A 23,595-nucleotide genomic window follows, 5' to 3' on the forward strand; every position below is an offset into this window, starting at 1 on the left:
GTGGAAGCTAGGAACATAGAAATGGCGAGCCCATTATCTCCCATTATTCATATTGAAAATCTCCATAAGAGCTTTGATCAATTAGAGGTATTAAAAGGGATTGACCTTCAAATCTATAAAGGGGAGGTCGTTGCATTAATTGGTGCAAGCGGTTCTGGGAAAAGCACCTTACTCCGCTGTATCAATCGACTCGAAACGGTAACTAGCGGAAATGTCATCGTCGACAATATCAAATTGGACAACTCTATAAAAAACATTAGTAAAGTTCGTCAGGAAGTGGGGATGGTGTTTCAGCAATTTAATTTATTTCCACATATGACCGTATTAGAAAACGTAACGGTTAGTCCCATTCAAGTATTGAATAAGGGTAAAGCTGAGGCAGAGATGGAAGCGATCAAGCTTTTGGAAAAAGTGGGCTTGAAGGATAAAAAGGATGTATATCCAAAAAAGTTATCAGGAGGGCAGCAGCAACGTGTCGCCATTGCAAGAGCACTAGCGATGAATCCGAAGATTATGCTTTTTGATGAGCCTACATCCGCATTAGACCCGGAATTGGTTGGGGAAGTCTTGCAAGTAATGAAGCAATTAGCTTTTGAAGGCATGACCATGGTCGTCGTCACTCATGAAATGGGCTTTGCAAAAGAGGTGGCTGACAGGGTCATCTTTATGGCCGACGGAGTTATCGAGGAACAAGGTGATCCCAAGGAAGTCTTAATCCAACCGAAGAGTGAGAGACTCATTTCATTTTTACGATTAGTCAGGTAAAAATTGAGGTCTCCAAAAAATATCTCAAAGGAAGTAAACCAATATGAAGGAAGAAATGGATCGTCTTAGTTTATTAAATCTTCACATAGACAATGAGACTAGTAAATTAGCTATTCAAGCTAAGGACACATATGATCAATTAAAAGAATTTCTTTCTGAACATCCCCATTTAAAACAGAAAAATAGGCATATCACCATTATTGGTGGTGGAATTGTTGGTCTAATGTCCGCCTTTTTTTTGCAAAAAAGTGGATTTACGATCACTATTTTAGAAAAAAAGTCATTTGGTGCAGCAGCTTCTGGAAGGAATGGAGGCGGAGTGCTGTCTTTAGGCAGAGAGTTATCCGAAATACCTTTCGCCAGATTGGCCACTGAGATTTGGAACTCGCTTCAACAAAAAAAGATTGACACGAAATATGTTTCATCTGGTCATGTAATGGTCGCGAGAAATGGAGTAGAACAAGAAAAACTCCTTGCGGCACATGAAATATACACTACAGCGGGGTTAAAAGTTAAGGTTCTTTCTCCAGATGAGCTGAAATGCATGGTTCCGGATCTAACATCCGAAACAAAGATGGGTTTATTTAGCAAATCTGATGGGCAAAGCTATCCTTTTACAACGATGACTAGTTTACTAAAGTATCTAAAAGAACATGGAGCTACTGTAATCAATCATTGTGAGGTCCTTGACTTTCAGACTAGTAATCGAACCATAGAGTATGCCATTACGGAAAAAGGAAAGTTTCAAGCGGATGCCTTTCTGCTTTGTTGTGGGCCTTGGACAACGGAAGTATGTAAAAAGTTAAACGAACAAGTCGTCGTCATTCCAAGACGTTCTCAAATTCTTGTCTCCGAGATTGTTAATAAAAGGAGGATTCACCCATTTGTTACAGGGAATTCTTTATATTTACGGCAAACTCACGCTGGCAATATTTTATTTGGCGGGGGAGGCTCTTGGGAAACGAATGGGTTCGATGTTTCGAATACGAACTATGCATTGGAGTTCCTTTCAAGTAGATTACTAGAACTTTTCCCTGCCTACAGTCATAAACAATTGATTCGGGCGTTTGCTGGGACAGTCGAACTGACAGAAGATCATCTTCCGTATTTTGGGAAATTAGATACATTCGACAATGCCTTTATCTCTGGAGGTTATAACGGTCATGGATATGGTATGTCTGCCGTCATGGGCAACCTCATGGCAAATAGCTTAACGTATCAACTTAATGGAAGAGTAAACCCAATTCACGACCCTATTCTTTCTCGTTTTTCAGTGGACCGGTCGAAAAAGAAGGCAGGGAAACTTAATGTGTAACCATTCTTTCATCATCTGTCGTTGTGAAGAAGTTTCAATAGAAGATATTCAAGATGCCATCGCTGCCGGAGCCTCAAATAGTCAGGAAATGAAAATGTCCACCCGTGCGGGGATGGGAATGTGCCAGGGGAGGTTATGCAGACCATTGTTGAAGGCATTGCTTCCAGACAATCATAAGGAAAGTGTTCATAGCCCAAGTCAACTAACCTTTCATCAGCCAGTACGTCCTGTTTCCTTAGCCAAAATAGTGCAAAAGGAGAATTCGATATGAGAATTCAGCATCCTATCCTTCCCTCACGCTCGACAAAAACCATCTCGTTTACTTTTAATCATAAAATGTTTCAAGCAAGAGAGGGAGATACAATAGCTATTGCTCTATGGGCCAATGGAGTTAAGACGTTAAGAAATAGTGAAAAGAATCATGAACCAAGAGGCATGTATTGTGGAATCGGCCAGTGTTATGAATGTAGAATCTATCATCCGAAAATAGGGTTACTCAAAGCCTGTACCACGCGCGTTCAAGAAGGGGCTCACTATTTTTCTAAAGAACCGTTTAATGAAATGGACTAAGGAAGGAAGGGGGGAGAAATGAAAGTAGATGTGGTAGTTGTAGGTGGAGGTCCTGCTGGTTTATCTGCAGCCATTGAAATTGGAACAAGAGGCGGTAAGGTCGTGGTTCTCGATGATCATCCAACACCAGGAGGAAAATTACTAGGACAGCTGCATCAAGAAGGGAATCATTCTAAATGGTGGAAAGGATTTGAATTGGCGCAAGAGTTAAAACAAAAGGCCCTAGCTGCCAACGTTCAAATTCTATCCGAGAGACAGGTTTGGGGATTGGAACCAGGATGGAAGGTGCACATTTCTGATCTGGTTCAGAATGAATCAGGAATGGAAATTCAAGCAGATTGTGTATTACTAGCTACGGGTGCTGTTGAAAAGCCAATACCTATCCCTGGTTGGACATTGCCAGGTGTGCTATCCATTGGTGCAGCCCAAGTTATGACAAATGTATATCAGGTATTGCCTGGAAAAAAAGTAATCGTTGTGGGAATTGATATTTTGTCACTATCGATTGCACGTTCTATGAAGCTAGCAGGCGCGGATGTAGAAGGAATTTACATGCTTCCACAAAGCCCATTCTCCAATTTTGCTTCTCCGCTTTTACATCTAGAAACTTTAAACGAGATGACCGATTTTGCTCCTTCTAAAATGATTAGACTTACAGGCAAGTTATTAAAATCTAAAACAGGGCGAAAGCTTGCTGCCCAATTTTATCCGCCTATGGGAATAAAGATGTGGGGGATTCCGATTCACTTAAGACACACAATTCTTTCGATTAATGGGAACCATGAGGTCGATAGTGCAACCATTACTAAGGTTGACGTTAATGGTAACCCAATTGGACAACAAAAGGATATCCAAGCAGATACAATCTGTATTTCTGGAGGACTTAGCCCTTTATATGAGCTGGCTGCTACGGCAGGGTGTAAGTTTGTTACTTTGGAAGGATTATCAGGTACGGTGCCATTACATAATAAAGAGCTCGAAACAACCGTTCCTAATCTCTTCGTTGCTGGCAATATTACTGGAATAGAAGGGGCAAAAGTAGCCATGGCACAGGGAACGTTAGCAGGTAAATCTATTTGTAATAAATTGAGGATTGGCAATCTTAAAATGGCTGATATGGAAGAAGCGCTTTCTTTTGTGGAACGTAGTAGAAAATTATCAGATATTCAGTTCCATCCCAAAGTTTCAGAAGCAAGAGAGCACCTGAATGATCTATGGAAAACATTAATTAAAGACGTGAGTCGGGAGGACAAGAATGGGAGCAATCAAAAGCTATACTAATGACCAAAATAATCAGAAATATCAGAATAACGAAGAAAGTAAAGGGCATATTCAACGCAAACTAAAGGCACGCCACATGACGATGATTGCTATTGGCGGGTCAATCGGGACAGGGTTATTTTTAGCGACAGGGGCGTCCATTCAAACAGCTGGACCAGGTGGAGCGCTAATCGCTTATGGAGCTATCGGCATCATGGTCTACTTTTTAATGACAAGTCTCGGAGAAATGGCTACCTTAATGCCGATTTCGGGATCGTTTTCAACTTATGGCAGCCGGTTTGTCGATCCGGCCTTTGGTTTTGCACTTGGTTGGAATTATTGGTTCAACTGGGCGGTTACATTAGCCGTTGAAATCGCTGCATCAGCTATTATTATGAAGTTCTGGTTGCCGGATGTACCGAGCATCGTGTGGAGTGCACTGTTTTTAGGACTGATCTTTTTATTGAATGCATTGTCTGTTAAAAGTTACGGAGAATCCGAGTATTGGTTCTCCTTAATAAAAGTAGTGACCGTCATTGTTTTCATTGGAGTCGGTTTGCTCACCATTTTCGGTATTCTGGGTGGACAGTTTATTGGCTTTAAAAACTTTACTTTAGGAGATGCTCCGGTTCATGGCGGCCTTATGTCCATTTTAAGTATTTTTTTCATTGCAGGTTTTTCCTTTCAAGGAACGGAACTCGTGGGGATCGCTGCAGGAGAAAGTGAAGAGCCGGAGAAAAACGTACCAAAGGCGATTCGACAAGTATTTTGGCGGATTCTTCTATTCTATATCGTTGCCATTGCTGTCATTGGCCTTATCATTCCTTATACAAGTCCAAACCTGTTAGGCAGGGATGTCGACAGCATCGCTGTCAGCCCTTTTACCCTTGTATTTAATAAAGTGGGCATTGCATTTGCGGCATCTGTGATGAATGCAGTTATTTTGACATCGGTCTTATCGGCAGGGAGTTCCGGTTTATATGCATCGACACGCATGCTTTGGTCCATGGCAAAGGATGGTCAGGCACCTAAGTTTTTACAAAATATAAATGATCGCGGGATTCCGATGAATGCCCTAGTCATGACGACGATTATCGGAGGTTTGGCCTTTTTAACGTCCATATTTGGAGATCAAGTGTATACATGGTTATTAAATGCGTCAGGCTTAACTGGATTTATAGCATGGGTTGGAATTGCAGTCAGCCACTACCGTTTTAGAAAAGCATATATGGCCCAGGGCAGGGACTTGAACGATTTGAAATTTAAAGCGAAATGGTTCCCATTCGGTCCAATTCTCGCTTTTGCAATGTGTGTCTTTGTGATTTTTGGCCAAAATTATCAAGCTTTTATAACTAGTGAGATTGATTGGTATGGAGTAGCCGTGTCTTATATTGGTTTACCGATCTTTTTGGCGTTATGGCTCGGGTATAAACTCGTTCATAAAACGAAGGTTGTTCCACTAAAGGAATGTTCTTTTGAAGAGATGCTAATATCTAATTTCGATCAAAAAATTGATTAACTTTAACTCTGCTAACAAAAAGGCTTCGCACTTAGTGAAGCCTTTTTGTCATGCTTAAGGTTCTTTTAATGATTACTTAAGATTAATAACGGAATTCAGTTTAACTTGAATTAGGACTTTTGAGGTTCACTGTAAAGGTTTGTAACATTTTTATCTATCGTGTAAGAATCTTAATATAATTAGCAAAAATGTTACCCATTCTTTAAATGTAATCCCAACCCTCTATGTTAAGATAATGCAAAGTCAATTTTTACGGGAAGTATTTTTTTTGATATTACATATAAGTGGAAAAACATTACCTATTCTTATATGAATAGTTGAATGTAAAAAAGGAGGTCTTTTTTTGAAACGAAAATTTCAGGCATTGTTTCTTGCCATTACGATGCTTTTCACTGTTCCTTCTGTCAGCTTTGCGGACGTAGCAGAAGGAGATGTCATTGTTACATTAGGGGAAGACCTAACCGAACAGCAAAAAAGTGAAATGGTAGCAGAGTTAGCGGCACCGGAAAACGCACAAATTATTACCGTATCCAATAAAGAAGAGCATGATTATTTAGGGGAGTCCATACCTAAGGCACAAATTGGTTCCATTGCTATTTCATCAGCAAGCATCACAACCGGTCCCAAAGATTCCGGGGTAGAGGTTCAAACGAGCAATATTACATGGGTTACAGATGAAATGTATACAAATGCCCTGACTACTGCGGGTGTAAAGGATGCAACGATTAAGATTGCCGCTCCGTTTTCTGTTACAGGTACAGCAGCTTTGACAGGAATTATGAAAGCTTATGAAACGAAAACTAATGAAGAAATTCCTGAAGAAATCAAAAAAGTGGCGAACGAAGAAATGGTGAAAACTGCACAGTTAGGTGATTCCATTGGAGCAGACAATGCTGCTGCTCTTATGGGAAAAGTTAAGGATGAAATCGCCAAGAATGAACCGAAAACAGAAGCTGACTTGCGTACATTAATTGAACAAGTTGCCACGGAGCAGGGGATTACTTTAACAGATGCAGAGTTAGATATGTTAGTAGACTTCTTCAACAAACTGAAGGCTATGGATATTGACTGGAACCAAGTAAAAGAACAATTAATGGTTACGACAGAAAAAGTCTCGACATTTTTGGAATCTGAAGAAGGGCAGTCATTTTTACAAAAGTTGCAAGATTTCTTAAATCACTTACTTGATCAGATTGACGTCCTCTTTGCTTAATGTGTACAGCGGCTTCTTTATTTGCAACGTTCAATCGGAATTTATTTGTGAAATCGAACGAGAATAAATATATATTTATAGCAAAAAACGACTCTCTATTTTATCTTTGAGAGTCGTTTTTTAATAACTCACCATATATTCCATTACAGTTAACTGTGCTGTAGGAGAATATAAATAGGAACATTAGTTCGTAAAAATGCAACTAAAGTAACTGTTTTAATAGATTCCGAATTGTTAAACTATTGGTAACTCCCAAGAATATACAGAAAACTAATTCTGTCAGGAGGGATACAAATGGAGCGAAAAGTACATTTAATTCCGTACCAAGTGAATGAAGAGGTTGAAGTGGTGTCTGAGGTGCCAAAAGGGATTGAGCTGATTGCGGCTCCAAAAATCTGGGAGAAATCGAAAGGTAAGGGGATCACGGTTGCAATCCTGGACACAGGCTGCGATGTCACCCATCCTGATCTGAGTGAGCGGATTATCGGCGGGAGGAATTTCACTGATGATGATAATGGAAATCCTGATGTATACACTGACTATAATGGCCATGGAACCCATGTAGCTGGCACAATCGCTGCCGTCCATAACGGTACAGGAGTCATTGGTGTTGCCCCTGAAGCAAGTTTATTGATTTTAAAAGTGCTTAATAAAAATGGATCAGGGCAATACGACTGGATCATAAAAGGAATTAACTATGCCGTTGAACAAAAGGCGGATATCATCTCGATGAGCCTCGGCGGTTCTGAGGATGTACCTGAGTTGCATCAAGCGATTCAAAACGCAATCGCTAAGCAAATCCTAGTCGTTTGTGCTGCTGGTAATGAGGGAGATGGACAGGAATCTTCCGATGAATTCGCCTATCCTGGCAGCTACAATGAAGTCATCAGCGTCGGAGCCATTAATCTGCAACGCCGTTCTTCTCAATTTTCAAATTCGAATAATGAAGTCGACTTAGTAGGTCCTGGTGAAGAAATCCTATCCACGTATTTAAACGGAAGTTATGCAATCTTGAGCGGAACTTCGATGGCCACACCGCATATATCCGGTGCACTTGCCCTAATAAAAGATATGGTCAACAAAAAATTTGAGCGAAATCTAACCGAGTTTGAGCTGTATGCCCAATTAATCAAGAGAACGGTTCCTCTAGGAAACTCACCAAAACTCGAAGGTAACGGTTTGCTGTACTTAATAGCAGAGGACTACTTATCGGATGTGTTCAGCCAAAAATTATCTGCTCAAGCGTTGAAAATATAATGGAAAAGCTAGATTTGCTTTACAGTGAATGGGAAACAGCCAAGTCAGCCTTTTTAAATTTTAAAGAAAATCGACCTTATTATGATGAAGAGAAAGATAAGGAAGTTAGAAATCAATACTATCAGAGCATTTCATTCACGGATGCTAATCTGTCAGACAGCCTTCATATATTGCTTGAAAAAACACATACAGATCAGTTAAACTACAGGCCGCACCGCTATGTGTACCCTTGGGTTGATTTGCAGGAAAACGGTTCATTAAAAAGCCTTTATTCTGGAAAAGGGATGAATCCACTTTCTGTTATAGAGGAAGACGTTCGACTCCATGAAATGCAAGCAAAAGGGTTAATTGGCAGCTTTTCTGAAGATCTATTAAACTGTGAACATGTAGTTCCTCAATCATGGTTCGATAAAAAAGAACCGATGAGAGGAGACTTGCACCATTTATTTGCCTGCGAACCCACCTGCAATAGCAGTCGCAGCAACCATCCTTACTATGATTTCCACGATTATGTCCCTGAAGGATGGCTTCTAGGAATCAAAGATGGCTGCGGCAAGGCGGAAGAAAGTAAATTCGAACCAGAATACGGCAAAGGAATCGTTGCCAGAGCAACACTTTATTTCCTAATTCGCTATCCAAACACAATAAAAAAAGAACTAGAGAATGTCTCTTTATTGCTAAAATGGCATCAAACCTTTCCGGTCTCCATCTATGAAAAGCATCGCAACCTAGCAATCCATGAACTTCAAGGCAATCGGAACCCATTTATTGATTTTCCAGAGATGGCAGAGAGTATTGTAACCATATAAAAAAGAAGTGATTGGTTGGAAACTCATTTGCAATATTGAATTGCAAATGAGTTTTTATTCTATTGTACTATTCTCTTCTTACTCTTTATATTTACTGAAACATCCGTGCGGGTTTCTTTAGCCAGAACAAACTATTTTTTCAATTTTTCAATCCAAGACGTTCAGTTATTCATTAAATCCTCGCAGTACTCCCGGATTAGTTTCGATGCTTTCGTCTGGCTTATATCAAGGTCTATTGCGACTTTCCTGGACGATTTGTGAGTTTGATAAGCTCGTCTGATTAAAAATCGTTTTGTTTCGTCAATCGCTTTATCCAGTGAAGTGGGGAGGGCGAGCTGGGTGACTTGTTCAACGTTGTCGGTGATCATATCCGGCAAGTCGGCTACCTGGATGATTGAGTCGCTAATGACGACTAACCGTTCAATCAAGTTTTCGAGTTGGCGTACATTTCCTGGCCAAGAATAATGGATTAATAGATTCAGGCATTCTTCCGAGATGACTTTGTTGTCCTGGTATTTTTTATTGAATTGGTGTAAAAAGTTATACGTGAGCGGAATGATATCTTCTTTGCGCTCACGCAGTGGCGGCAGGTGGATGTCGATCACATTCAGCCGGTAGAATAAATCTTCCCGGAATCGTTTGTCATTGACCATTTCAATTAGGTCCCGGTTTGTTGCGGCGATGATACGGATATCGACTTTTTTCATTTCGCTGCTGCCGATGGGAATGAACTGTTTATCCTGGATGACTTGTAAAAGCTTTGCCTGTAGGGCGAGTGGCATTTCCCCAATTTCATCAAGAAAAACTGTACCGCCGTTAGCAGCTTCGATCAATCCCGGTTTTCCTGTTTTGTTTGCGCCAGTAAATGCCCCTTTTGAATAGCCGAATAGTTCCGATTCGAGCAGCTCTTCCGGAATGGCCGCACAGTTAATTGTCAGGAACGCACCGCTTTTCCGCTTGCTGATCCGGTGGATGTACTGGGCTAGTACGCCTTTTCCTGTTCCTGATTCTCCCTGGATTAAAATCGTCGAATCAGTAGGCGCCACTTTTTCGCAGAAAGCTAGGATTCGGTTGATTTTGCTGCTATTCGTAATGAACTGGCCCGCTTTATCTTCCGTTTGAGTCGTTATTGACTCATCACTCATTCCACTTGCTTTTCCCATTTTATATGTCTGCAATTCGGTCGATGTGATGACGACTAGTTCGATTTCACCCTCGTCATTTAAGATTGGAATCGCCGACGTCATCAGTTCAGCCCCGATATACGTCTGCTGCCTCATGTAGCAAGGCTTTTTTCTTTTATACACTTCAGGCACAATGGAGGGTTTCCAGTAGCCTTTTTCAAATAATTCAACATTGTATTTGCCGATCACATCACTCGGCTTTAGCCCATAATGGCGCTCACAGACCTGGTTCACATATAGAATCCGCTTTTCGCCGTCTAGTACGAAAATTTCATCTTTGGAATGATCGAGAATTTTTAAAAGAGTTTGTAACGTCATCTCAATATTGCCTGTTGCATCAGGACTTTTCATAGCATGATCCTCTCTTTTCTAAAGGTGTGAGTTAATTTTGACAAAAATGTGACCATATTGAGTTAATTATAACTCAATATGAAAGCGTTTTTTATAAAAATCAAAATTTTTTGTGTGTTTGCACTGTTTTGAAAAGTTGGCACAATAATTGCATATGTAAAATTGTCAGGAAGCAAGGTAAGCATGTTGTTAATGTTGTTAATTGTTGTACTATTTTTAATCTTGAATAAGAGTCTTTGCCAGCAAGTACTTAATAATCAATTATTTATGAAGGAGAATGAATTATGGCTTATAACACAGTAGAAAATGCAACCAATCGGACATTTGAAAGAACATTGACTTATGACAAATACACAGATCCGAAGGTACTTGAAAAAGAAATGGATCTTGTTTTCTCTAAATCTTGGCAGCTTGTGGGGCATGTCAGTCAGTTAGAAAAAGTAGGTGCCTTCTTTACCACTGAAGTAGCTAATGAACCAATTATCGTGACTCGTGGCCAGGATGAAGTCATCCGCGCTTTTTATAACGTCTGCCCGCACCGTGCAACAAAGCTTGAAAAAAGTGAATCAGGTAAGAAGAAAATTTTACAATGCGCCTACCATGGCTGGACATTTAAATTAGATGGGAAATTAAACAAAGCACCTAACTTTAAAGGTGAAGATGCGGCTTGTGTACAAGACGCTTGTCTACGCTCAGTCCGCATGGAAATCTTGGAATCATTAATCTTTGTAAACTTGGACGATAACGCGAAGCCGCTTAGCGAATCTTACGGTGATTTCTTCGATCGCTTGAGTAAATATCCGTTTTTAAGTGAGTTAAAAAGAACAAACCAAACTTCACGGGTGATTAAAGCGAACTGGAAAGCGTTTATTGATAATTATTTAGAGTGTGACCACTGCCATGTTGCACATCCAAGCTTCGTTGCAGCGCTTGACATGGATGATTATCAAATCATTACCTGTGAAAATTATTCACTACAAGGATCCATTGTTAAACCGGATAAAAATTATGGAACTGTCGATTTAAATCAGGCGGAAATGAAAGGCGGATCTTTCTTCTGGCTGTGGCCAAATCTAATGTTGACCATTTATCCGGGTCCAGGCAATATGGCGACGATTCAATTGGTTCCGATTGATCATGAAACAACTTTGATTCTTTATACTTATTATTTCCGTGATGAGAATTTGACTCAAGAAGAAAAAGACTTAGTTGCTTTTGCTGAACAAGTTCGCCTGGAGGATGTTGAACTTGTCGAGTTAGAACAAATTGGTTTCCGCTCCCGTGCATTTAACAAAGGAAGATATTCGTCTTCAGAAAAAGCAATTGTTCAATTTCATGAAATGGTATTGGAGGCCCTCAATGAGTAATTTAGCGAATGAAGTAAAAGCGACAAAGCAGTTTCTGATGATCAATGGAGAAAAAGTGGAGACAGCGAAATATGCTCCTTTATATTCACCGTATTCTGGAGAAGAAATCGCCCAAATCGCGATGGCGGATAAACATCTGACAGTACAGGCGATTGCGGCGGCCTACGAAACGCGAGGAGTAATGGCAAAAATGCCTGCGTATCAGCGGGCAGAGATTTTAGAAAATGTGGTGGCGCTGTTAAAAGAGAAAGCAGCAGAAGCGGCAGAAGTCATTTCCCGTGAATCAGCGAAACCAATCATGTTTGCGAAAGCGGAAGTGGCGAGAACGATTGAAACGTATAAGTTTGCAGCAGAAGAGGCAAAAAGAATTCACGGAGAAACGATTCCATTTGACGCAGCTGCTGGAGGTGTCGGCCGAATTGGTTACACGTTAAGAGAACCTATTGGGGTCATTGGGGCGATTACTCCATTCAACTTCCCGATGAACCTTGTTGCGCATAAAGTCGGACCTGCAATTGCAGCTGGTAATACGATTGTCTTGAAGCCAGCATCACAGACTCCTCTGTCTGCCCTCTTTATTGCGGAAATTTTTGAGGAAGCCGGTCTTCCAGCAGGTGCTTTGAATGTAGTAACTGGTCCTGGCGGCACGGTTGGGGACGCGATTGTCGAAGATGACCGTGTAAGCATGGTTACATTCACAGGTAGTCCAAGCGTCGGCATCGGGATTCGGAACAAGGCCGGCTTGAAAAAGACTACGCTTGAACTGGGTTCAAACGCCGCCTTAATTATTGATAAGGATATTGACATCGATTCGATTATTGACCGCTGCATCATGGGCGCTTTCTCTAACCAAGGGCAAGTATGTATTTCCTTGCAGCGTGTGTATGCGCATGAAGAAGTATATGAAGAATTTGTTGCGAAGTTCACGGAAGCTGCAAAGAAGCTGAAAATCGGTGACCCGCTTGCTCCGGATACGTATATTTCAGCTTTAATCTCTAAAGGGGAAGCAGAACGTGTACTGGGCTGGATCGAAGAATCGAAAGGCAGCAATGCAACGATAGCAGCGGGCGGCAAATTGCAGGATGGCGTTCTTGAGCCAACCATTATTACCGATGCGGACCATTCATTAAAAATTTCTTGTCAGGAAGCCTTTGCTCCAGTTGTCGTTGTTAACAAAGTGCGTTCAGTTGAAGAGGCGATTGAGCAAGTGAATGATTCTCGCTTCGGTTTACAGGCAGGAATCTATACAAACAATGTGAAAAATGCATTGTTCGCTTCACAGGAATTGCATGTGGGCGGCGTCATTATTAATGACGTGCCGACCTATCGTGTCGACCAAATGCCATACGGCGGTGTGAAGGAAAGTGGGACAGGCCGTGAAGGAATCAAATACGCTGTGGAAGAAATGACTGAACTGAAATTGGTCGTTTGGAACCAGGGCTAAAAAACGAGGGAGATTATTGTGAAGCAATATAAAATAGCAGTTATCGCCGGAGACGGCATTGGCCCTGAAGTCATTAGTGAAGGTGTCAAAGTATTAAACAAAGTGGCCGAACTTGATTCGGGTTTCCAATTTGATTTCACTTACTTTCCATGGGGCTGCGAATTTTACGCAGAAAATGGAAAAATGATGGATGATGATGGTATCGAGCAGCTAAAAGAGTTTGATGCGATTTATTTGGGAGCAGTCGGGTTTCCCGGCGTCCCAGACCATATTTCTCTGTGGGACTTATTGTTAAAAATCCGAAAAAGCTTCGATCAGTATGTGAACATTCGGCCTGTAACCCTGTTAAAAGGGGCGCACTTACCGCTTGTCGATGTGAAACGCGAGGACATCGATATGCTATTCATTCGTGAAAATAGTGAAGGTGAGTATTCAGGCGCAGGTGACTGGCTGTTTAAAGGGCAGGAACACGAAGTCGTTATGCAAAACGGTGTCTTTTCCCGTAAAGGCACGGAGAGAATCATTCGTTACGCGTTTGAAACGGCGAAAAAAGAAGGCAGGTCGTTGACGAGCATTTCTAAAGCAAACGCACTTAATTACTCGATGGTTTTTTGGGATCAGGTATTTGAAGAAGTGAGAGCAGATTATCCGGAGGTCAAAACGGCTTCTTATCTTGTCGACGCGGCGGCGATGCTTATGATTAAAGATCCAAAACGCTTTGAAGTCGTTGTGACATCGAACTTGTTCGGCGATATTTTAACGGATTTGGGAGCTGCAATCGCAGGAGGGATCGGACTCGCTGCTGGAGCGAATATCAATCCGGAAAGGAACTTTCCTTCGATGTTTGAGCCGATTCACGGATCCGCTCCGGATATTGCTGGACAGCAGATTGCAAATCCACTTGCCTCCATTTGGTCCGCAAGCCAAATGCTCGACTTTTTCGGCTATGAAGCATACGGAAAACTCGTGTTGGATGCAATTGAACAACTTTTGGTAGAAAATGAGGTTATGACACCGGATATGAATGGCACTTCTTCTACATCTGATGTAGGAAACCGTGTCATAGACCTGATAAAATCTTTCGTTGATTCCCAAAAGGTGAAAAGTTGATAGACTGATAGATTCATCTACGGTATTATGTATTTCATAAAAGGCCTCACTTGGCCTTTTATGAAATACCCATTATATTTTTGCTTTTAAAATGTAAAGCGTTTTCAAATTTGATGCTAATATCACTTGTTTTTTAATAGTCTATAATCTACTCTATTAGAATTCGGAATAAGCAATGAGTATAAAGTCTGAAAATTCATACTAATTTTTCGTGAGGGGGAATTCTGAGTGAAAGTTTTAATTTGGATCCTTGCAATAATTCCTATCATTGGTGCGTTCACGGTCGTAAACCGGATCGAGCCTTATATATTTGGGTTACCCTTCATTGTTTTTTGGGCGACTGCCTGGCTCGTTTTAACTTCAGTATTTTTATTTATTACTAATATTTTATTAGATAGACAGGAGGAAACTAAATGATTAGCTCTATCATCATTCTCATAGGTACTTTTCTTCTGGCTTTCTATTTAGGGATTCGTGCCCGCAAAGGACAACAGCTCGAAGAATGGGCTGTAGGTGGCCGTAATTTTGGTCCTATCGTCATGTTTGTGTTAATGGCCGGTGAAATTTTTACAACGTATGTATTTCTTGGAGGAACAGGCGGAACTTACCGAATGGGAGGCCCCATCATCTATATCTTTAACGCCTTCTGTTATATTGTGCCGTTCTGGATTTTGCCTCCAATTTGGCGATATGCCAAAAAGCATCGAGTGATTACTCAATCAGACTTTTTTGCAAAGAAGTATGACAGTAAACCACTTGGGTTATTAGTCGCCATCGTCGGGGTCGTTTCGATGATTCCTTATATCGTTTTACAGTTAAAAGGACTTAAAATCATTGTGTCAGAGGCTTCCTATGGTGCGATTTCACCAAATTTAGCTGTGTGTATTGGGGTAGTTGCCGTCACGATCTTTGTGTCATTGTCCGGTATTCACGGTTCAGCCGCAACAGCCATTTTAAAAGATATTCTCCTTCTCTGTGTTATTCTATTTTTAGGTTTCTATCTGCCGTTTCATTATTATGGCGGAATTAAGCCGATGTTTGAGACATTGGATGCGGCAAAGCCGGAGTTCTTATTAATGCCTGACGAAGGCTACAGCATATCCTGGTATATTTCAACCTGTTTAACGATCGGATTAGGACAATATATGTGGCCTCAATGTTTCGGTGCCAGCTTATCATCGAAAAATGAAAGAACGTTGCGACAGAATGCAGCTATTTTGCCGCTTTACCAAATTATTTTGGTATTCATTTTATTCATTGGCTTCACGGCCCTTTTACAAATTCCAAATTTACAAGGTGCAGATACAGATTTATCTCTCTTTAAAATCGCTAAAGCAACATTCGACCCTTGGGTGGTCGGAGTCATAGGAGCCGCTGGTATCTTAACAGCTTTGGTCCCGTGTTCGATGTTATTACTAACGGCAGCGACGATTTTAACGAAAAATATTTATAAGTCGATTAAACCGAATACCACCGATGAGCAAATTGGACGCTACACGCGTATGTGTGTCCCTATCGTGGCTCTAATCGCCTTATTTTTCACTTTTTTCGGCGGAAACAGTATTATTGCATTGCTGATCATGGCTTACAGCTTTGTGCTGCAATTATTCCCACCACTGCTTTGCAGCTTATGGAGGAAAAACCCTGTTACTAAAACAGGCGCTGCTGCAGGGATTATATCCGGTGTCATCATGGTTGCTTATGTAACCCTAACCAGTTCGACTATGGCGACATTCTTTCCGACAGCCCCATCGTTTATAAAAGATCTCGATGTCGGTATAGCGGCCCTTGTCATTAACATTGTTTTCATGTTCGCGGTCAGTGCTATTACTAGAACATCAGTAAAAGTAGAAAGAGAGATGGATACAAAAGCGGTATAATCGCACTCGATTAGCCGGTCTTTTTCCGGCGGGTTGATTTTATAGTTGCAAACAAAATGTAAAAGGTTGAACAAGAAGTATTAAAAGTTTAGTTTTAAAAACCTAATCATTTATCCTCAACTAACCTACAAAGGATGTTTCTTTGTAGGTTTTTTCAATACCAAAGTAAAATCTATATTGATTATTATTGCTGAGAGGAAACGCAATTTTCCGTGTCTTTTTCTTTATAAATCGGTTGCTTGAGTTCGCCGTTGCGTATTTATTTTAAAATTTCTTCATTATTATAGTTTTTTAAAGCCCATACAACATTATCGTTTGCATAGAGAATGACTTCATCTAAACCTACTTCTACAAAATCCCCGTTTACAAAAGCAGCCCAATGTATATTTTTCTTCGGAATGGAGTTAATACCGTTTATGGATATAATATCACCCTTAGATTCTTCTAAGTCAAATGTCCTTTTCGTCACTTCGTATAATGTTTCTCCTTCTTGAAATGAAACTTCTTTTGAAACAATAGTCTCTTTTTTGTCGTTCATAATTCTGAAAGTGCCCGTCGTTTCTATAGCAAGTGTTGGGGAATAGATAAAAAAGAGAAATAATGGTAAAAGTATCGCTATCCTTTTTATAAACATTTTTTAATCTCCTTTAAGCATATTTTATTCGTATTGTTAGCAATTTGGCCGAAATTATTGATTTAAATTGTTAAATTTAAGGGGGCATTTTGAAAGCGCATATTTGCCATAATTGTGGTTATTCCTTTTCATCCTTATATGGGTAAAATTAATTTGCCTGATGAGGCCCGAGTTTTATTTAAGCTGATAGATTTAAGAATTATCAGGTAGCTGAGAAGGTAATTAGGGTGGTTGGAGATTTTTCGGATTAATTGCGGTGGCCCTTACCATAAGTAAATGAGGTTTTTTAGGTAATTCTAATATGATGATTAATTTTTGAATGATAAGCCATTTGTCTGAAAAACCTAAAATAAACATAAATAATGCAGTTTTATTTGTGTCTTAAAAAAGAAGATGCCCAAAGTAACTTTGGTTAAGTAAGTTAGACACTGTTTTTTAAAGATATTTCTCTTATTTCTATTTCAATAGTAAGAGAAATATCTTTTGAAATTTCAAATCTAAGAATACAATTCAAACTATTTATTAACAATTTCAATGCCCTTTTTTAGGTACTTATTTAAAACGTCCTTTTCTAGTTTAGAGTCGGTTATAATTAAATTCACTTCATGAATATCCGTAACTTTAATTAAGGAGATGTTATCTATTTTACTGCTATCTGCCAAGATAATACTTTCTTGGGAGATTTGCATTAACTTTTTCATAACCTCCACTTCACCTAACACATAATCTGTAACCCCTCGAGTTAGGGATACCCCACTTACACTAATAAATGCTTTATCAACTATAAAATTAGAAAGTATACTTTCCGTAAACTCCCCATAAAATGCGTATTCCTTATTATCCAGAATTCCACCCGCTAAAATAACTGTATAACCTTCCATTCTTGCCAGCTCGTTGGCAATTATAAGGGAATTTGTTATAATAGTTAATTTAGTAAAGTTCTTTTTCAGTTCCTTTGCAATTTCAATATTTGTAGTACTGTTATTCAAGGCAATTGCTTGCTCTTCCTCTATATATCTCATAACAATAGAAGCAATTTCCCTCTTTTGTTCTATATATTCTTCTCCTCTTTTTAGGTAGCTTGATTGCTGGTTCTTTTTTTTCAATACTGCCCCGCCATATACCCGTGTTAATGCACCCTCCTTTTCCAAGGTTTCAAGGTCTCTTCTAATAGTTTCAATGGATACATTAAATAGTTTGATTAGTTTAGAAACCTTAACACTACCATCTTCATTAATCATCTGCAAAATACTGTCTTTTCTATCTTCTGCTAACACAAATTTCCCCCCTAATTTGATTCAGTGTTATTAACTTTAGAAAAGGGTTATTAATTACAGCAAAATACCAAATGAAGTTGATCACTTAATTTTGGCTATGCCGCCTTGTCCCCTGGCGTGAGGGAAAGATTAAATCTATCTTCCCCTGTTAGCCATGCGGTGGAATTGAAATTCATTCCTATTGTGTCGGGTTAATTAAGCATTTCCAAGTTCATTTACCTTTTTAATTCTTTTCACCAAAATCGAACTAACAAATACTCCAAGCAAACACAAGACAGCCATTGTTGTAAATACTAATTTATACCCTGTTAAGCCAGGATTCGAGTCTAAAATCGATCCATATATAGTAGCCATAAAAGCACCAGGCAAATAACCAATAAAGGAACCCAAAGCCATTGCTGAACCTGTAATTTCACGAGGTACTTTTACTTCTTCCATAGAAGCAAAATAAACAGCTCTCATACAAAAAATACTAGAAGCAATGGATATGGAAATGACAAAGGCTATATACACACTTATTTTTCCATGCGGCAAAAGTATATTAATGGAAAGGAAAATAAATGTGATTATCAACATTATTCTGATAAACTTTGCAGCGGATTTAGTTACTTTATCCGATATATATCCTCCTATTGGTCCACCTACCATTTTTAATACATAGCCGTTAATTATCCCATATGCAGAAGCAAGGGCTATTGGTATTGAATAAATATCCTCTAGAAAGGGAACAAAATATCTAATTCCAATGTAAACAGTGTATACAGAGAATATATTAAAAGCAACTATCCATATACCGATGTTTTTAAACGCTTTCATCATACCCTCAAAGGCAATTTTGTTTCTCTCGGAGCTCTTTGCGACTTTGCTAATTTCGTCATCTTCAATTGCAAAATAAGAGAATATTCCAAGAACAATAGCAAGTCCTGCGAAGAATATAATAGCGCCTTTAAAACCTAATGCTCCGCTTCCTAACATTGTAAAAATCCCTAGCCCGGCAAATGCAATAATTGTATCTATTAATCCCCTGCCCGATTCAAGAAACCCAAACATTCTTCCTTGATCCGTTTCAGATCCCATTAAACGAATTGTTTTTAACATTGTTGGCCAAAAAAGCATATCTGAGCATATCGCAAAGCAGCAATAAAGAATTAATAATGTTGGGAATGAGGGAAAAGTCGCCATACCTAAACCTGCTAAACCATTAACTATTAGTGCGAACGGTATCATTTTTTTCTTCGAGAATCTGTCGGTTATAAATATAGCCGTTAAAAAGCCTATAGTGGTTACTATACCTGCAATACTATATAACAATCCTATTTGGGTATGCGACAGACCCATAAACTTTTGCATTTGAATATAAAAAACAGAATCAATAAAATACAGTTTATAAATAGCACCTCCACCAAGCATTAACGCAACAAATGACAGCTGCTTCTGATTTAAAAGCTTCTTTTTCTCCATAATAATCCTCCCTTTTTCCAAATAAGTTTTATATTCTGATAATAGCACGACCTGTGTGCGATTGGAAGTATTATTATGTATTTATGTGTATTTTAACCATTAATCCTTGTATTTAAGTTGTTGTAATTGATTATAATCTGCAAATATATTGTGATTTCTCGTCCTAATAGGGTTTAATACATAATTTTTTTACTCGAACTCAACATTAATACACAAAAATGCAATTAAATCATTGTAACTCCAATATAACTGGGATATAATTATGAAAACATTACAAGCAAAATACTATAAATATTGAAAGGGTGAAGGGTTTTATGAAAATAGGATTAGAAACAGAAAGCTATCACTTGTTATTTGTTACGGGAAGAATGGATGTATTTAGTTTTATTAAAAAAGCAGCTGACTTAGGTTTGGATGGCGTTATGCTAAATATTATTCCTTGGCCGGAACGTGAAGAAATATGTGTGTTGGAATCATTTGATCCCGAATACTTAGCTAGAGTTAAGAAAGAAATTGATAAATATAACTTATATGCAGAAATTGATACAAATGGAACAGATCCTGAACATCTAAGCAAGGTTATTGAAACAGCACATAGAATAGGTGCTGATGTAATTCGCACATATGTATGTATGGGTGAGTATGATGCACAATTGTTAAAAAAAGCACCTAGCGAAATTAAAAAAGTTGTGCCGCTACTAGAGAAATATCGGATAAAGTTGGCAGTAGAAAACCATGAGGAGGAGACCTCAAGTGAAGTAATAAACATTATAAATCAGATAAATTCCCCATGGGTTGGAGCCCATTGTGATGTTGGAAATGGCATGATGGCCTGGGAAGATCCAGTTGAAGCAGTTAAAATGTTAGCACCCTATGCATATACAACCCATTTTAAGGATCATATCATTATAAAGGATGAGGACGAATATAAAGTATGCGGGGTGCCGATCGGGGAAGGAAATATTGACCTGGAGGAATGTTTTAAAATATTAATGAAGGGCTCAACTTTAACTAGAATAAATATTGAAATGTGCTTTCCGTATGCCGTTTCCTTTAAAAGGGCTGCAGGAACTGGAGGCGTATATGAAGTTGGAGAAGGTGCATTTAAGGTTGATGAAGCACCATATGACCCAAATTTAATTAAACCGAAAGATTATTATTATCCTCCCGATTCCCTCTTGGAAAAGATGATAGAAGACCAGAAACTTGGTGTTGAAAAAAGTGTAAAGTTTGTACTAAATTTAAGGGATAAGTATTGTAGATAGTAGGTGTGCTCTCAGATAAATGGATATTCCACCAAAACTGCATCCAGTAAAAGTGGATATTCCCCCTTTGTATATGAACAGAATGATATTAAAGGAATTAAGAGAATAGGAAAAAATAGTTTTAGAGGGTATGCATAAAGTAGATGAAATAATTGGAAAAGGCATCCAGGAAGCTAAAATCAACTAAAAACTATGAAGGAGGATAAAAAATGTTAAAAATAGTTAATACAGAAAACGCTCCAGCAGCAATCGGGCCATACTCTCAGGCAATCTTGTTTGATAATCTATTATTTACATCAGGCCAAATTCCATTAGACCCTGAGACTGGAGAAATCGCGGGTGATACGATTGAAATGCAGGCTGAGCAAGTAATGAAAAATATTGCAGCAATTTTAGAAGACCAAGGCACACAGTTCACTAAAGTAATCAAAACAACATGCTTTTTGGCGGATATGAGTGACTTTAATAAATTTAATGAAGTGTATTCAAAATACTTTACAGGTAATCCTGCCCGTTCTTGCGTTGCAGTTAAAACTTTACCAAGGAATGTACTATGCGAAGTTGAAGTTATTGCATGTAAATAGCATTGAGTACAGTATCTACGTGTCAATCTCGTAATGATTCAAACAGATAAACCTTGGGTAGTCAGTAGTCCTGTTCATTGATATTTACCCAGGAATACGATCGCCCAGTGATAAGTGCAGTAGAAAGAAATATTAACATAAAAATTTAAATAAAAAGAGGATGCCTGAAATTAAAGGGCATTCTCTTTTCAATGTTTAAAAACCGCCGCTTAAATAGATGCGGTGAACCATATCATAAATAGGTAGGCAATCGAATAATTTAATAAAGTTAATTTACAAAAAAACTGCAACCCTCATTCAAAGCCAAAAGCCAGGTAGATCCCTATTATTTATATTTCTATAAATTACACGATTCTATCTCCTTCATTCCCTGGCGTTCTATTCCATAAAAACATTGTTTCAGGATTCATTAAAAAGCTGTAATATACAAAGGTTTGAATCATATTTGTATGTTACAGCAAGTTTTTAACACTCCATTTAGGTATAATGGATAAACAAGCCATGGTGTAAGACTAGCAATAAATAAATGGCAAGTTCGCCAAAGAAAGGTATCCTATTATGTCAAAACGTAAAAAATCCATCTTGAAACCACTAATTTTGTCAATCCTCTCTTTCCTTATTGTTCTAGTTGTTGTTATTTATGTTTTTGATAAGGACAGGGACGGGAAACAGTCCACAACGGAGAACCCTCAACAATCCGTTGAACCTTCACCCAATACACCAGCAGAAATAGGTGAAAGCAAAAATCAGAAACTGCATGACTATATTAATGAACTTTTTTCCTTGGCAAAGGAAGGAAAAGTGGGCGGTATCCCTTTCGATTCGGGTAAGGCTAAGAAGCAGGAAGTGCATAATAAATGGGGAGAACCGAACCAAACAACAGAAACTGCAAGTGGTAGATACGAAGAATATGAGAAACGACATGCCGTCATTGGATATCTGGGTGAAGTTGTCTCGGATATCAGATCATATGATCCTAAATTACAAAAAATCCGGCAAAATGACATCAAGAAGGCAGGCGGCGAACCTGACCAGATTCGCTACTATAAAGATGAAACACAAGACCAAATTATTCTTGTTTATCAGGTTAACCCTTTAACAGAGTTAAAGTGGATCTTACCAAAACCAACTGAGCAGGAGCCGAATCCAAAAGTGGATCATATTTCAGTCTATACACAACTAAAAAATCAAGCCGAGCAATCTACTCCACCTGACCAGCAAAAGACTATAGCTGACATGAGTTTAGATGAGAAAATTGGGCAAATGATCTTCGCAGGTATAACTGGCGCCACCATGGATACAAATACAAAAAGTTTAATAACGAAATACAAGGTTGGCGGGATTATTTTTTACAAGGATAATTTAATAGACCCGACACAAGCCGTGCAGCTTTTGAATCAAATGAAGTCTGAAAATGACCAGAAGGTGCCGCTTCTATTAGGAGTGGATCAAGAAGGTGGGCGTGTTACCAGGCTCCCTGGTGGATTAATTAATTTTCCAACCAATAAAGAAATTGGGGCAATTAATAATTCTCAGTTTTCCTATCAGGTGGGGACGATGTTAGGGAAGGAGTTAAAAGAATTTGGTTTCAATCTTGATTTTGCTCCTGTGCTGGACATCAACAGCAATCCTAAAAACCCGGTTATTGGGGATCGATCATACGGGAATAATTCTGAAATTGTTAGTAAGCTTGGTATTCAAACCTTTAAAGGTATACAGTCGCAAAACATTATCCCAACCATTAAGCATTTTCCAGGTCATGGAGATACGTCTGTTGACTCCCATCTGGAGCTGCCAATTGTGAATAAAAGCCTTCAGCAACTAAAAGAGCTCGAATTAATCCCGTTTGAGCAGGCAATCAATAGCGGTGCTGATGTAGTTATGGTTGCCCATATCTTACTGCCCAAACTGGATGCTGTTTTTCCATCTTCTATGTCCAAAAATATAATAACAGGGATCTTGAGGCAACAGTTGGACTATAGCGGTGTTGTCATAACGGATGACATGACAATGAAGGCGATTATCGACCATTATACGATTGGCAGGGCTGCAGTTGAATCGGTCAAGGCTGGCAGCGATATTATTCTAGTTGGACATGGTTATAACGATATAGTGGAAGCCATTTCTTCTTTAAAAATTGCTGTCCAAAAAGGGGAAATTACTGAACAAAGAATAAATGAAAGTGTAAGTAGAATTTTGAAGTTAAAAAAGAAATATGAAATAAATAATACGAAAGTGAAAAATGTGAATATAGAGGAAGTAAACCAATCAATAAAAAAACTCCTGGATGAGTATTCAAGATAATTCTTAATATTTTTCAACCAGGAAAA

Annotated in this window: 21 protein-coding genes; 17 read left to right on the forward strand and 4 right to left on the reverse strand. The window is 39.0% G+C overall.

The annotated features are described in order from the left end of the window. Window positions 1-42: 42 nt before the first annotated feature. The 9 genes from FS608_RS11730 to FS608_RS11770 all read left to right on the forward strand — a co-directional run bounded on the left by FS608_RS11730 (window position 43) and on the right by FS608_RS11770 (window position 8,708). Window positions 43-765 (forward strand): amino acid ABC transporter ATP-binding protein, encoded by a 723-nt coding sequence (locus tag FS608_RS11730; RefSeq protein WP_260871667.1) that lies wholly within the window; start codon window positions 43-45, stop codon window positions 763-765. Between the two features lie 43 nt (window positions 766-808). Beyond that, a complete protein-coding gene (locus FS608_RS11735; protein WP_144550143.1) occupies window positions 809-2,080 on the forward strand; it encodes an NAD(P)/FAD-dependent oxidoreductase in 1,272 nt (423 codons plus the stop codon). Further along, on the forward strand, window positions 2,073-2,351 hold the full coding sequence (locus FS608_RS11740) for a (2Fe-2S)-binding protein (protein WP_144550145.1): 279 nt from the start codon (window positions 2,073-2,075) through the stop codon (window positions 2,349-2,351). Before FS608_RS11735 ends, FS608_RS11740 begins: the two co-directional genes overlap by 8 nt. Further along, the gene (locus FS608_RS11745; RefSeq protein WP_144550147.1) at window positions 2,348-2,650 is read left to right on the forward strand and encodes a (2Fe-2S)-binding protein; all 303 of its coding nucleotides are present in this window, start codon (window positions 2,348-2,350) and stop codon (window positions 2,648-2,650) included. The genes FS608_RS11740 and FS608_RS11745 overlap by 4 nt, the downstream gene beginning before the upstream one ends. A gap of 18 nt (window positions 2,651-2,668) precedes the next feature. After that, window positions 2,669-3,931, forward strand: a complete 1,263-nt coding sequence (locus FS608_RS11750; RefSeq protein ID WP_144550149.1) for an NAD(P)/FAD-dependent oxidoreductase — start codon at window positions 2,669-2,671, stop codon at window positions 3,929-3,931. Beyond that, window positions 3,906-5,429 carry an amino acid permease gene (locus FS608_RS11755; RefSeq protein ID WP_144550151.1) on the forward strand — a complete coding sequence of 508 codons (1,524 nt, stop codon included), beginning with the start codon at window positions 3,906-3,908 and terminating at the stop codon, window positions 5,427-5,429. Before FS608_RS11750 ends, FS608_RS11755 begins: the two co-directional genes overlap by 26 nt. A gap of 343 nt (window positions 5,430-5,772) precedes the next feature. Next, the gene (locus tag FS608_RS11760; RefSeq protein WP_395947775.1) at window positions 5,773-6,642 is read left to right on the forward strand and encodes a DUF1002 domain-containing protein; all 870 of its coding nucleotides are present in this window, start codon (window positions 5,773-5,775) and stop codon (window positions 6,640-6,642) included. A gap of 294 nt (window positions 6,643-6,936) precedes the next feature. Further along, window positions 6,937-7,899: a S8 family peptidase gene (locus FS608_RS11765; protein WP_144550153.1), complete on the forward strand. Its 963-nt coding sequence runs from the start codon at window positions 6,937-6,939 to the stop codon at window positions 7,897-7,899. Beyond that, window positions 7,899-8,708, forward strand: a complete 810-nt coding sequence (locus FS608_RS11770) for an endonuclease I family protein (protein ID WP_144550155.1) — start codon at window positions 7,899-7,901, stop codon at window positions 8,706-8,708. The genes FS608_RS11765 and FS608_RS11770 overlap by 1 nt, the downstream gene beginning before the upstream one ends. Before the next feature lie 161 nt (window positions 8,709-8,869). Here FS608_RS11770 and FS608_RS11775 read toward each other — a convergent pair whose 3' ends face one another. Then, complete coding sequence (locus FS608_RS11775) at window positions 8,870-10,243, reverse strand: sigma-54 interaction domain-containing protein (RefSeq protein ID WP_026564299.1); 1,374 nt, start codon at window positions 10,241-10,243, stop codon at window positions 8,870-8,872. Window positions 10,244-10,527: 284 nt separating this feature from the next. Between FS608_RS11775 and FS608_RS11780 the strand changes: the two genes are divergently transcribed. From FS608_RS11780 to FS608_RS11800, 5 genes are all read left to right on the forward strand, one after another. Continuing rightward, a complete protein-coding gene (locus FS608_RS11780; protein ID WP_144550157.1) occupies window positions 10,528-11,610 on the forward strand; it encodes an aromatic ring-hydroxylating oxygenase subunit alpha in 1,083 nt (360 codons plus the stop codon). Continuing rightward, window positions 11,603-13,054, forward strand: a complete 1,452-nt coding sequence (locus FS608_RS11785; protein WP_144550159.1) for an aldehyde dehydrogenase family protein — start codon at window positions 11,603-11,605, stop codon at window positions 13,052-13,054. Before FS608_RS11780 ends, FS608_RS11785 begins: the two co-directional genes overlap by 8 nt. A gap of 18 nt (window positions 13,055-13,072) precedes the next feature. Then, window positions 13,073-14,164, forward strand: coding sequence for a tartrate dehydrogenase (locus FS608_RS11790; protein ID WP_144550162.1), 1,092 nt, complete (start codon window positions 13,073-13,075; stop codon window positions 14,162-14,164). A gap of 228 nt (window positions 14,165-14,392) precedes the next feature. After that, window positions 14,393-14,581 carry a DUF3311 domain-containing protein gene (locus FS608_RS11795; protein ID WP_144550164.1) on the forward strand — a complete coding sequence of 63 codons (189 nt, stop codon included), beginning with the start codon at window positions 14,393-14,395 and terminating at the stop codon, window positions 14,579-14,581. Continuing rightward, complete coding sequence (locus FS608_RS11800; protein WP_144550166.1) at window positions 14,578-16,044, forward strand: sodium:solute symporter family protein; 1,467 nt, start codon at window positions 14,578-14,580, stop codon at window positions 16,042-16,044. Before FS608_RS11795 ends, FS608_RS11800 begins: the two co-directional genes overlap by 4 nt. Window positions 16,045-16,303: 259 nt before the next feature. On the opposite strand, the gene FS608_RS11805 is transcribed toward FS608_RS11800, so the two are convergent. The 3 genes from FS608_RS11805 to FS608_RS11815 form a co-directional block, all read right to left on the reverse strand. After that, a complete protein-coding gene (locus FS608_RS11805; protein ID WP_144550168.1) occupies window positions 16,304-16,678 on the reverse strand; it encodes a DUF4430 domain-containing protein in 375 nt (124 codons plus the stop codon). 515 nt (window positions 16,679-17,193) lie between these two features. Beyond that, window positions 17,194-17,955, reverse strand: a complete 762-nt coding sequence (locus tag FS608_RS11810; RefSeq protein WP_144550169.1) for a DeoR/GlpR family DNA-binding transcription regulator — start codon at window positions 17,953-17,955, stop codon at window positions 17,194-17,196. A 195-nt stretch (window positions 17,956-18,150) separates the two neighbouring features. Further along, window positions 18,151-19,416: an MFS transporter gene (locus FS608_RS11815; RefSeq protein WP_144550171.1), complete on the reverse strand. Its 1,266-nt coding sequence runs from the start codon at window positions 19,414-19,416 to the stop codon at window positions 18,151-18,153. A 314-nt stretch (window positions 19,417-19,730) separates the two neighbouring features. Here FS608_RS11815 and FS608_RS11820 point away from each other — a divergent pair, with 314 nt between their 5' ends. From FS608_RS11820 to nagZ, 3 genes are all read left to right on the forward strand, one after another. Continuing rightward, window positions 19,731-20,681 carry a sugar phosphate isomerase/epimerase family protein gene (locus tag FS608_RS11820; protein WP_144550173.1) on the forward strand — a complete coding sequence of 317 codons (951 nt, stop codon included), beginning with the start codon at window positions 19,731-19,733 and terminating at the stop codon, window positions 20,679-20,681. Window positions 20,682-20,890: 209 nt separating this feature from the next. Further along, a complete protein-coding gene (locus FS608_RS11825) occupies window positions 20,891-21,265 on the forward strand; it encodes a RidA family protein (RefSeq protein ID WP_144550175.1) in 375 nt (124 codons plus the stop codon). A 558-nt stretch (window positions 21,266-21,823) separates the two neighbouring features. Then, the gene (gene nagZ / locus FS608_RS11830; RefSeq protein WP_144550177.1) at window positions 21,824-23,569 is read left to right on the forward strand and encodes a beta-N-acetylhexosaminidase; all 1,746 of its coding nucleotides are present in this window, start codon (window positions 21,824-21,826) and stop codon (window positions 23,567-23,569) included. Window positions 23,570-23,595: the final 26 nt, after the last annotated feature.

This window comes from Bacillus sp. X1(2014) (assembly GCF_007678255.1).